Source organism: Streptococcus equinus, from assembly GCF_900101445.1.
Classification (GTDB): Bacteria; Bacillota; Bacilli; order Lactobacillales; family Streptococcaceae; genus Streptococcus; species Streptococcus equinus_B.
On the sequence record NZ_FNKE01000001.1, the window covers coordinates 1,215,287 to 1,227,060 of the forward strand.

The following is an 11,774-nucleotide window of genomic DNA, read 5'->3' on the forward strand; positions in this document are numbered from 1 at the left end:
ATTCACCTACAAGACAATCAATTCTTTCGGTGCCAAGGTCAGAACCTCACACCCATTTTCAGTGACCACAAGGTCATCTTCGATACGAACACCGTATTTGTTATCAAGATAAATTCCTGGTTCATCGGTGATAGTCATGCCAGCTTCAACCAATTCATCAGAATTTCCAAAGAATGGGATTTCGTGAATATCAAGTCCAATTCCATGACCAATTCCGTGTGTGAAGTGCTCACCATAACCAGCTTTTTCAATCACATCACGCGCTAGCTTATCGTAATCACGGCGTGTCATGCCAGCTTTGACCGAATCAATCACAGCTTGATTAGCACGTAAAACCACATCATAAATCTCACGCTCTTCGTCAGTCGTCTCACCGATATGGATGGTACGCGTCATGTCGCTGACGTAATGATTGTAGTAGCAACCAAAATCAAGGGTCAAGGTTTCGCCTGACTGGATAACTTTCTCACTGGCTACGCCGTGAGGCATGGCAGAGCGGTAACCTGATGCTGCAATGGTTTCAAAAGATACCCCAGAAGCTCCGTATTCACGCATACGAAAATCAAGGAAGTTTGCTACTTGCAATTCTGTTGTTTGCCCAGGTTTGATGAAATCAAGCATGTCTGTGAAGGCACGGTCAGAAATCGAGCAAGCTTTTCGGATAGTCGCAATTTCAGAAGCATCTTTAATCATGCGCAATTCTTCCATGAAATCACTCTGTGCTCGCAAATCATAGTGCTCAAAAATTGCCTGCAAAGTTTGGTAATAAGCAAATGACACCTGACTATCAAAACCAATCGTCGAAATCGCATCGGATGCAATCGCCTTAGCAATCTCAGAAAGCGCATCTCTGCTTTCGATGATATCAAATCCTTGAACCGTTTGCTTAGCAATCAAAGTGTAGCGAGCATCCGTTACAAACAAACGACGTGTTTTGGAAATAAAGACAGTTGCTGCTGTCCCCCAAAAACCTGTCAAATAATAAATATTATTTTGACCAGTCACCAACATGGCATCCAGCTCTTTTTCATCTAATTTAGCATCAAATCTTTCCAGTCTGGCTAACATGAACCTCTCCCTCTCTCGTTTTTTAAGATAATTATACCAGAAAATCCTTGAAACAATCGCCTTTTTCACGTTTTTTCATAAAAATACTTAGCCGGTAAATCAATTTTATCGTAAAAAAAGAACCATCAAGTTCTTTGGGATTAAAAACAAAGCCTCTTTCTGATACTTTCCTTAGGTGGTGCCGTCGGCAGCGACTTCCTACGGAATTCCATGCCTAAGTTTTGAGCCTAAAGTCTCAAAACTTCCGGGTGACTAACATTATTAGTTTTCAGCCACTTTCACCACAGCGGAAAGTATTCTTTTATTGCGAGCAAATGAATCCTAAAATTAAAGTATTGCAATGACGAATTAGAATTCAATTTAGATTAAAAATAGGTTTGTACACATTCTAAAAAGGACACAAGGTCCTTTCTAATTTATTATTTTTGCTTTTTTGATAAACAAAATACTTAGAATAACTAGGCTTAAGCCGTAAATAAAATAAAGCGATTGATAAGTTTGAAAACCTAGAATTTGAATAATTAGTAAACCAGCAATGCTTGCGATATTAACCACAGTCGTCATACTGACCACCCATTTTTCAGCATGGCTACTTTGCAAAAGCATTTTTGAACTTTCATAAAGCGGCGTAGCTGCCATGACAAGCATAGTATAAGCCGTCAAAGGCACGATGTCTGACACAATTTGACTTGACAAAAAGTTTGCAAAGACATTGGCACAAAGCGTCACAAGCACTGCAAAAACTGCACTTAACAGATAGCTATTTCGATAAATCACACGCATAAATTGCTTGCTTTCGTGTTTTTGATTAGCCTGCGGCAAAAAGACAGAAACCGCACCTGCATACATGAACGCAGGCAAGCGTACCATTGAAAAGAGCTGGCTAATGACTGCATAAATAGAAAGTATTTTTAGACCTTGACGTCCCATCAAAGCATCAAAAGCCATGATAAAAAGGACACTTTCTAAAATTTCTTGAACTGTTAAAGGAAGCCCAAAAACAACCAATTCTTTCTTGCAAGTTGAAGGAATTTTCAAAGCGTCAATAATCACTCGATAAACCAAAGCAAGATAGGCTAAGACCACCACCAAAAGTGAGATGATAGCTGAAAATGCTGCGCCTTTTATGCCAAAAATCGGAACAAGATAATAATTCAAAGCCACATCAAGAAGCGAACTAACCACACCTATGGCAAAAATTGGCTTGGTTTTCTTTTCAACTTTCAAGACATTCGTCAGCAAAAAGGTTAACAAAGTCAAGAGAATATATGGTGACATGATGACAAGATAAAGACTTGATAACCTAAGTAAGTCACCAGAAAAACCATAAAAAAGACGCAAAAAGGATTTTCCAAAAACTAAACAAATCAGTAAAAAACTAAGGCCTATCATGATATCCAGTAGCAAAGAGGATTTGAGCAAATCTTTAAACCGCTGGTCATCATTTTCTGCAAAAGCACGCGCCCCTTTGATATTAAAAGACAAGCTAAAAGCCCCTAAAATCCCGCCAAAGGCAAATAAGAAATTTTGAATCACCGAAATTCCAGAAAGGACAACACTGGAATCATTAACCGCAAAATGCAGTGACAATTGATTAATTAAAAGCTGCGCCACATTTGTCGCAATCAACGGCAAAACATAGCGATTAACCTCTTTTGAATAAGTCTTCATTTCTTCGATAAACCTCAACTTAAGAGCAGTAAAAACTGCGCTATTTCCCTATAATTGGCTACATTATAGCACAAAACCCAGGCAAGATAGCTTACCTGGGTGATTTTTTTATTTCAATTTATCTTTTAAATATTGTCCTGTGTAAGATTCTTTGACTTTGGCGACTTCTTCTGGTGTGCCTGTAGCGATGATTTGTCCACCGCCGACACCACCTTCTGGTCCAAGGTCGATAATGTGGTCAGCGGTCTTAATCACATCAAGGTTGTGTTCAATGACAAGCACAGTATTGCCATCATCCACAAAACGTTGAAGAACTTTAAGCAGACGGGCAATGTCATCTGTGTGAAGACCTGTCGTTGGTTCATCAAGGATATAAAGACTCTTACCAGTTGAGCGTTTATGAAGTTCACTAGCCAATTTCATACGCTGTGCTTCACCACCAGAAAGTGTTGTGGCTGGCTGACCAAGTGTAACATAACCAAGACCAACATCTTTGATGGTTTGCAATTTGCGGGCGATTTTAGGAATTGGTGCAAAGAATTCAACCGCATCATTGACTGTCATATCAAGGATTTCAGCGATATTTTTGTCTTTGTAATGAACTTCAAGCGTTTCACTGTTATAACGTGTGCCATGACAAACTTCACATGGCACGTAAACATCTGGCAAGAAGTGCATTTCAATTTTGATAATTCCGTCACCAGAACAAGCCTCACAACGTCCACCTTTGACGTTAAATGAGAAGCGTCCTTTCTTGTAACCACGAATCTTAGCTTCATTTGTCTTAGCAAACAATTCACGGATATCGTCAAAGACACCTGTATAAGTAGCTGGATTTGAACGCGGTGTACGACCGATTGGGCTTTGGTCGATATCAATCAAACGTTCAATGTTTTCCACACCTTCAAGCGCTTTGTGCTTACCTGGCTTATCAGAATTACGATTTAATTTTTGAGCGACAGCTTTTTTCAAAATACTGTTAACTAAAGTTGATTTCCCTGAACCAGATACCCCTGTCACTGCGATGAATTTCCCAAGTGGGAAAGTCACGTCAATATTTTGCAAATTGTTTTCGCAAGCTCCAAGAACACGTAGGAAACGTCCGTTACCTTTACGACGTTCGAGAGGAACTGGAATTTCTTTGGCGCCTGATAGATATTGTCCTGTGATTGATTTTTTATTCTTAGCAACTTCTTCTGGCGTACCAGATGCCACGATTTGTCCACCAAATTCACCCGCACCTGGTCCAACATCAATCAGCCAGTCAGCCTGACGCATAGTATCTTCATCGTGTTCGACAACAATCAAGGTATTGCCAAGGTCACGCATCTTCTTCAAACTGTCAATCAAACGGTCATTGTCACGTTGATGAAGCCCAATCGACGGTTCATCAAGGATATAAAGGACGCCAGACAAGTTGGAACCAATTTGCGTCGCCAAGCGAATACGTTGACTTTCACCACCTGACAAAGTCCCCGCAGAACGTGACAAGGTCAAATAATTCAGTCCAACGTTATTTAAGAAAGTCAAACGGTCTTTGATTTCCTTAACGATTGGTGTGGCAATCGTTTTTTCATTTTCAGAGAGTTCTAGGTGATTTAAGAGTTCCAAGTGGTCAGCAACTGACAAATCAGACACTTGTCCAATATTCAAACCATTTTCACCACCCACACGAACGCAGAGCGCTTGATTATTCAAGCGGTAACCATGACAAGTTGGACATGGCAATTCATTCATGTAACCGCGCATGACATTGCGGGTAAAATCACTATTTGTCTCGTGGTAACGACGGTTAATATTATTAACCACTCCTTCAAACGGAAGGTCAATATTACGTTCGCCACCAAAATCATTGACATAATGGAAATGGAATTCACGCTCACCTGAACCATAAAGGACAAGATTTTGCTCGTCTTCGCTCAAATCCTCAAAAGGCGTATCCATATCAACCCCAAAGGCTTCCATGGCTTGTTCAAGCATAGCAGGATAATAGTTTGATGAGATTGGATTCCATGGCGCTAACGCTCCTTCACGAAGCGTTTTACTACGATCAGGAATCACCAAATCCAAGTCAACTTCCAGTTTATTTCCCAAACCATCACAAGTTGGACATGAACCAAATGGCGCATTAAATGAGAAAAGACGCGGTTCTAGCTCTGGCACCGTAAAACCACAAACAGGACATGAATAGTGTTCAGAAAAGAGCAATTCATTGCCATCCATGGTATCGATGATGACATAACCATCTGCCAAGCGAAGCGCAGCTTCCACAGAATCAAAAAGACGTGAACGAATACCGTCTTTATTAATCAAACGGTCCACGACGATTTCAATATTGTGCATCTTGCTCTTAGAAAGCTCTGGCACTTCTGAGATATCATAAATGTCACCATCCACACGCACACGCACATAGCCGTCTTTTTGAATGCGATCAAAAATTGTCTTGTGTTGCCCCTTTTTACGACGCACCACCGGTGCTAAAATCTGCATTCGCGTCCGTTCTGGCAAAGCTAAAACTTGATCAACAATCTGCTCAACCGATGACGCTGTAATGGCACCATGCCCATTGATACAGTAAGGCGTTCCCACACGAGCATACAACAAGCGCAGATAATCATTGATTTCTGTCGTTGTCCCTACGGTAGAACGTGGGTTTTTACTTGTCGTTTTTTGGTCAATGGAAATAGCTGGGCTAAGACCTTCAATCGAATCCACATCTGGTTTTTCCATGTTACCAAGAAACATGCGGGCATAAGCAGACAAGCTTTCAACGTAACGACGTTGCCCCTCTGCGTAAATCGTATCAAATGCCAAACTTGATTTTCCGGACCCTGACAAACCAGTCACAACAACCAATTTGTCCCGCGGAATCTCAACATTGACATTCTTTAAATTGTGGGCACGAGCCCCACGAATAATTAATTTATCTTGCATAATCTATGAGATAAGCTAAGCTTGACACTAGGCCACGCTTAGCTTTCCATCCTTTCTTTGCGAGTACATTTTCTTCTTATTTTATTATAACAAATTTTCTACTTTTCTCTGTCCCCAAAAACTGCTAATTGTAGTATAATAGATTAGTATGTAGAATTTTGTCTAAAAAGAGATTATTTTACAACTTAAAAAAATCATTGAACAAGAACTAAAGACGGCACTATCGCTGGTGGTCCTAACTAGTTATCATAGTTTAATAGTTCTTGTATCTCATCGCAAAAGGAGGGGTTGTTTTTATGGAACAAATGTTTCTATCAACAGCGTTAGAGTTTAAAGAAATCAATACATTCGAGCCAGGAGCTTGGATTAATTTGGTTAACCCCTCCCAGGAAGAGTCTGTGAGTTTAGCCGAACAATTTAATATCGATATCACTGACCTTCGTGCGCCACTCGACCTTGAAGAAACATCACGTATTTCTGTCGAAGACGATTATACTTTGATTATCGTCGACGTTCCAACCTACGAAGAACGTAATAACAAAAGCTATTATGTGACAATTCCGCTAGGTATCATCGTAACTGACAACGCAGTTATCACAACGTGTTTACAAGAATTAACATTATTTGATAACTTCTTCAATCGTCGTGTGAAAAACTTCTATACGTTCATGAAGACACGTTTTGTTTTCCAACTGCTTTATCGTAACGCAGAGCTATTCCTAACAGCCCTTCGTTCTATCGACCGTCAAAGCGACCGAATCGAAGCAGAATTGGAAAATGCTACACGTAACGAACAATTAATCGACATGATGGAGCTTGAAAAATCTATCGTCTACTTGAAAGCCTCATTGAAATTCAATGAACGTATCGTTAAAAAACTTTCGAGTAGTACCAGCTCTTTGAAAAAATACATCGAAGACGAAGATTTGCTTGAAGATACTCTGATTGAAACGCAACAGGCCATTGAGATGGCTGGCATTTACGAAAATGTCTTGAATGCCATGACTGAAACAACCGCTTCAATCATCAACAACAACCAGAATACCATCATGAAAACCTTGGCTTTGATGACCATGGCACTTGATATTCCAACGGTTATCTTCTCTGCCTACGGGATGAACTTCCAAAACAACTGGTTGCCATTAAACGGCCTACCACATGCCTTTTGGTACATCGTCTTCATCGCCGCTGCCATGAGCTTGTCTGTGGTATTCTACTTCTTCAGGAAGAAATGGTTTTAACCTGCCAATTTCTGTTGCGACTAAAGTCGCTAACAGAAATACGGAAGAATCTATCAGGATTCTTCCTAAGCATCTTACTAATTCGTAGTTTTGTTTGGGATTTCCTAACTCTCTGGCTAATTTAAAAAGTGATTAATACTGAATCGCTTTTCTCTCGTTGTGACTTTATTGAAATTGAATTTTGGGCATTTACTAGTTAGAAAAAGCAAAGGTTTTGTTTTCTCTAACTAATAACTGGCTTTATCTTATAAGACCTTATATAGGAGAATATTTATGGATTTAACTAATCTTACTAAAAAGAACCAAGAATTTATTCACATTGCTACTAATCAATTGATTGAAGATGGTAAATCTGATGAAGAAATCCAAGCAATTTTGGAAGAAGTTTTACCAACAATCATTGAAAATCAGAAAAAAGGATTAACTGCTCGTGCTCTTCTTGGTGCACCAACAGTTTGGGCTGCTTCTTTCACTGAAAAAGCTTCTGATGCTAAAGCAAACCAAGAAAAGAAAAATGATAACCCTTGGTTAATGTGGTTAGATACATCACTTCTTTTCATCGGAATCGTCGCTCTACTTAACGCCCTTATGGGATTCTTTAATTCAGCAGCAACTAGCTCTGGACTTTTCTCACTTCTTGCCCTTGGTTTTGGTGGAGGTGCTGCTATGTACGCAACTTACCACTTCATCTATCGCTTCGCTGGTAAACCTAAGAGCGAACGTCCAGGTTGGAAAAAAACTTTCCTTGTACTTGGTTTAGCAATGCTCGGTTGGGTTCTCCTATACACAGCAACTGCATTCTTACCAGCCGCTCTTAACCCACAATTACCACCAATCGTCATGTTAGTCATCGGTGCTGCATCACTTGTCGGACGTTATTTCTTACAGAAAAAATATAACATCCTAAACGCTATGACACCACAACAATAAAAAGAAAACCTCACTAAGCATAATGTTTAGTGAGGTTATTTTTATTTAGAACGTAAACTTAAAACAATGTCATCTGGCCAAGTTGAAGTCATTTTAATCTGTTCAAGATTTTCAACCGTAATTTTTTTAGCTGAAAAATATGTTTTTTTGTCGTAACGAATATTGAAATCATCCTGACTATCTTCTTGAACATCAGTTAATGATTTGTCATTCAATGAAAAATCAGTCTTCAGACCTTTGTTCAAATCTTCTTTTGTAAACATGACATACACTGCCCCAGAAAAGTGATTCTCTAAAGGTAAAACCTCGTCTTTATTTACTACCAAAACATCTTTAACATTTAGTTGTTCTTCTTCACTTTGACAAGCTTTACTACTTTCTGCTTTAATGGCACCAGCAGTATCATAAGAAGCTTCTGAGACAATACCACAGCCAGATAGCAATCCAAATAATAAAGCCACTCCTAAAATCTTAATTGCTTTCATCATAATCTCTCCTATATTCTAAAATATCTCCCGGCTGACAATCCAACTCTCTACAAATACTCATCAAGGTATTAAACCTGACCCCTTTTGCTTTCCCAGTCTTCAAAATAGACAAATTCGCCTCGGTGATTCCTATTTTCTCAGCCAGCTCCTTAGAGGTAATATTTCTTGATTTTAACACCTTATCTAAATGTACTTTTATTTCTTCCATGTCAAATAATCTCATCGTGGTCTTTTTGCAATTCATAACCACGTTTTAGCACAATAATAGCAATATCATTGATAATGATAAAAACAACATTCACAAGATAATCTTTTAAAGATAAATCAAATAAGCTACTTGCATCTGCTATTTTAGAAAAATTAAGTGAGATGTTAACAAGTAATTGAATACCTGTGAATAAAATCTGGTAAAGAAGAACTTTAGAAAGCAAATTGATGTTTTCGGAGCAAAAATACTCTTCATCTTGAAAATTTATCAACAGCTTATCCAAAGCTCGCATTATCCTAAACAGAAGATAAAAAATAATCATAGCCATTATTAAGACAACAATCGGAATCCAGACAGAGATCTGAACACTTTGATAACCATAATCCAAAGTAAATAAGCCACCATGATTTTGCCCAGCAAAAAATACTGCAAAAATACCAAATCCCATCAAAATCATACCTACAAGAGATAGATAGCGTATTATTTTAACAACTTCTCTTCCAACTTTTAAAGCAATCTCTTTCATAAGTCTCCCTCTAAATTATTGTTTTACAATAATCGTGTTCTTGAAATTATTATAAAACAGTAATTCCAACTTGTAAACTCAAAAAAGATTTTTCCACACAAAAAAACGACCTCTTTCGAAGTCGTTTTTTTCTGATCACCGCAACGAATTAGTCTTCGTTTACGAATGGCATAAGAGCCATAACGCGAGCGCGTTTGATAGCTGTTGTTACTTTACGTTGGTTTTTAGCTGAAGTTCCAGTTACGCGACGTGGAAGAATTTTACCACGTTCTGAAACGAAACGGCTAAGAAGCTCAGTATCTTTGTAATCAACATATTCAATTTTGTTAGCTGCGATGTAATCAACTTTTTTACGGCGTTTGAATCCGCCACGACGTTGTTGAGCCATGTTTTATTCTCCTTTATATTATTGTTGTTTCAAGTTTAACACTTGAGGTGTCCATATCCATTAGAATGGAAGATCGTCATCTGAAATGTCCATTGGGTTTGAATTACCAAATGGGCTTTCGTCACGACCGAAGTTAGGTGTTTGTTGTGAAGGTTGTGATGAGAAACCACCATTAGAAGCTCCACCAAATGATGAATTGTTATTAAATCCACCGTTGTAAGAACCACCTGATTGACCTTCACGTGTAGCACGACTTTCCAAGATTTGGAAATTATCTGCAACGACCTCAGTTACGTAAACACGTTGGCCTTGTTGGTTTTCATAGTTACGAGTCTGGATACGACCAGTAACACCAACCAATGTGCCTTTTTTAGCCCAGTTAGCCAAGTTTTCAGCTTGCTGACGCCAAATCACACAGTTAATAAAATCTGCTTCGCGTTCACCATTTTGATTCTTGAAGTTACGGTTTACAGCAAGTGTAAATGTCGCAACTGCTTGATTAGATGGTGTGTAACGGAGTTCTGCATCGCGGGTCATGCGACCGACAAGTACTACATTATTAATCATAAAATACCTTCTTACGCGTCAAGTTTAACGATCATGTGACGAAGAATGTCACCGTTGATTTTTGAAAGACGGTCGAACTCGTTAAGAGCTACAGCATCTTCTGCTTCAACGTTAACAACGTGGTAAAGTCCTTCGCGGAAATCTTTGATTTCGTATGCAAGACGACGTTTTTCCCAGTCTTTTGATTCAACAACAGTTGCACCGTTGTCAGTCAAGATAGAGTCAAAGCGTGCTACCAAAGCGTTTTTAGCTTCTTCTTCAATGTTTGGACGAATAATGTAAAGAATTTCGTATTTAGCCATTGATATTTTTCCTCCTTTTGGTCTAATGACCCGTGACCGAAATCACGAGTAAGTGAGGTATACTCACAATAAACTATTATACTATAGCTTCCGAAATTGCGCAAGAGATATGCGTGAAAGAAAGTGTTTTTATCCTAAATTTTTTGTCATTTAATTTCCCCAAAATCTCCCAAAACAAAAAAGCAGGTGCGCTCTGCTTCTTTGCTTAAAAATCGCCTTTATTAGAAACGGCTAAGTTTGTCTCATAAATCTCCGTTGCAAAATCTAATTCTTTTCTAAAAGCATTTGCTTCTTCACGACTTTCAAAAATCTTTTGTGCTTGAACGTACTGTTGACCACTGCGCCAGTACATCTTCCTAACAACCCACATATCCTTACCTCGCTTTTCGCTAGTATAACTCCAATTATAGCATAAATTTTATGAATTGTTGCAAAATTAAGTCTTGTATTTAACTTTTAATATAAACTTCAAATTGACTTAACAAAAACTTTGTGAAAGCGTAACAAAAAAAGATGAGCTTATCGCTCATCTTCAATCTTTTTTAATCATCCTTAAAAATTCTTTTTAATTGATTAATCGTTTCTTGGTAGTTTTTAGAGTTCATTTGTGGTCGTTTAAGTCCCTTTTGACTGAGGTATTTACCAACTCGGTCACCATGACGTTTGAGGTACCTGCTACTTGTTACAACAAAGATATAGATAACAATAGCAAGGCAGATTGGAATACCGATAAACGGTGCAATATATAACGCATTGAGCTGCATGGCATCGGAAGTGGTCTTAGCTTCGCCATCAGCATTTGGAATGCGGTGTCCACGAACCAACAAACGTTGTGTATTAACCCCATACGGTGTACAGGTCACCAAGGTTAGATAATCTTGATTTGGATCAATGGTCAAATCACTAAAATCAGTCGGTTCAACCACTCGAATCTGATCGACTTCATAAGTCAAGGTTTCATTTAAAACGTGAATGGTAAAGGTATCTCCTTCACGCAATTTATCTAAGTCAGAAAACAACTTAGCTGAAGGCAATCCACGGTGACCAGATAAGACACAGTGTGTGCCTTTTCCGCCAACTGGAAGAGATGTCCCCGCCAGATGTCCGATGGATGTCTGCAAAACCTTGTCGTCTGTTCCATGATAAACACCTAATTTAATATTGATTTTAGGGATACTAATGTAGCCCATAGCACCATCATGATTGAAGTTTAATTGAGATTCATAGTCTGCCTTTTGCGCATCATTCATGTCCCAATTCATGCTAGTCAATCTCTTATTGTAATCTTTTGCCTGATTTAAAATCTTAGCGTATTCTTTATCAGACATCTTTGAGACGCTTTTAGCATAATTCATGATTCCTTTTGTCTGGTGAAAGGAATTCCAATAGTCACTCAACGAAGGGTAACTAACCAAGCCCAGCCCGATGAGAAAGACGAAGGGCATTATCAA

13 protein-coding genes are annotated in these 11,774 nt (G+C 38.7%); 2 read left to right on the forward strand and 11 right to left on the reverse strand.

The annotated features are described in order from the left end of the window. Positions 1 to 6: 6 nt before the first annotated feature. The 3 genes from BLR83_RS06085 to uvrA form a co-directional block, all read right to left on the reverse strand. Positions 7 to 1,068: a M24 family metallopeptidase gene (locus BLR83_RS06085; protein ID WP_074560863.1), complete on the reverse strand. Its 1,062-nt coding sequence runs from the start codon at positions 1,066 to 1,068 to the stop codon at positions 7 to 9. A gap of 411 nt (positions 1,069 to 1,479) precedes the next feature. Next, positions 1,480 to 2,739, reverse strand: a complete 1,260-nt coding sequence (locus BLR83_RS06090) for an MATE family efflux transporter (RefSeq protein ID WP_074560864.1) — start codon at positions 2,737 to 2,739, stop codon at positions 1,480 to 1,482. Between the two features lie 108 nt (positions 2,740 to 2,847). Beyond that, positions 2,848 to 5,673, reverse strand: a complete 2,826-nt coding sequence (gene uvrA, locus BLR83_RS06095) for an excinuclease ABC subunit UvrA (RefSeq protein ID WP_074560865.1) — start codon at positions 5,671 to 5,673, stop codon at positions 2,848 to 2,850. A 296-nt stretch (positions 5,674 to 5,969) separates the two neighbouring features. Here uvrA and BLR83_RS06100 point away from each other — a divergent pair, with 296 nt between their 5' ends. Continuing rightward, the gene (locus BLR83_RS06100) at positions 5,970 to 6,914 is read left to right on the forward strand and encodes a magnesium transporter CorA family protein (RefSeq protein ID WP_020917419.1); all 945 of its coding nucleotides are present in this window, start codon (positions 5,970 to 5,972) and stop codon (positions 6,912 to 6,914) included. A gap of 273 nt (positions 6,915 to 7,187) precedes the next feature. After that, positions 7,188 to 7,844: a DUF1129 domain-containing protein gene (locus tag BLR83_RS06105; protein ID WP_074560866.1), complete on the forward strand. Its 657-nt coding sequence runs from the start codon at positions 7,188 to 7,190 to the stop codon at positions 7,842 to 7,844. A gap of 41 nt (positions 7,845 to 7,885) precedes the next feature. Here BLR83_RS06105 and BLR83_RS06110 read toward each other — a convergent pair whose 3' ends face one another. From BLR83_RS06110 to BLR83_RS06145, 8 genes are all read right to left on the reverse strand, one after another. Continuing rightward, the gene (locus tag BLR83_RS06110) at positions 7,886 to 8,332 is read right to left on the reverse strand and encodes a hypothetical protein (RefSeq protein WP_074560867.1); all 447 of its coding nucleotides are present in this window, start codon (positions 8,330 to 8,332) and stop codon (positions 7,886 to 7,888) included. Further along, a complete protein-coding gene (locus tag BLR83_RS06115; protein WP_043895293.1) occupies positions 8,316 to 8,540 on the reverse strand; it encodes a helix-turn-helix domain-containing protein in 225 nt (74 codons plus the stop codon). The genes BLR83_RS06110 and BLR83_RS06115 overlap by 17 nt, the downstream gene beginning before the upstream one ends. A gap of 1 nt (position 8,541) precedes the next feature. Next, complete coding sequence (locus BLR83_RS06120) at positions 8,542 to 9,066, reverse strand: hypothetical protein (RefSeq protein WP_074560868.1); 525 nt, start codon at positions 9,064 to 9,066, stop codon at positions 8,542 to 8,544. 148 nt (positions 9,067 to 9,214) lie between these two features. Beyond that, the gene (gene rpsR, locus BLR83_RS06125) at positions 9,215 to 9,454 is read right to left on the reverse strand and encodes a 30S ribosomal protein S18 (RefSeq protein ID WP_000068664.1); all 240 of its coding nucleotides are present in this window, start codon (positions 9,452 to 9,454) and stop codon (positions 9,215 to 9,217) included. Between the two features lie 60 nt (positions 9,455 to 9,514). Next, the gene (locus tag BLR83_RS06130) at positions 9,515 to 10,021 is read right to left on the reverse strand and encodes a single-stranded DNA-binding protein (protein WP_074560869.1); all 507 of its coding nucleotides are present in this window, start codon (positions 10,019 to 10,021) and stop codon (positions 9,515 to 9,517) included. Positions 10,022 to 10,032: 11 nt separating this feature from the next. Continuing rightward, the gene (rpsF, locus tag BLR83_RS06135; RefSeq protein ID WP_006531977.1) at positions 10,033 to 10,323 is read right to left on the reverse strand and encodes a 30S ribosomal protein S6; all 291 of its coding nucleotides are present in this window, start codon (positions 10,321 to 10,323) and stop codon (positions 10,033 to 10,035) included. 205 nt (positions 10,324 to 10,528) lie between these two features. Beyond that, complete coding sequence (locus tag BLR83_RS06140) at positions 10,529 to 10,675, reverse strand: ATP-dependent protease (protein ID WP_228380491.1); 147 nt, start codon at positions 10,673 to 10,675, stop codon at positions 10,529 to 10,531. A gap of 190 nt (positions 10,676 to 10,865) precedes the next feature. After that, positions 10,866 to 11,768 (reverse strand): class C sortase, encoded by a 903-nt coding sequence (locus tag BLR83_RS06145; RefSeq protein WP_200796311.1) that lies wholly within the window; start codon positions 11,766 to 11,768, stop codon positions 10,866 to 10,868. Positions 11,769 to 11,774: the final 6 nt, after the last annotated feature.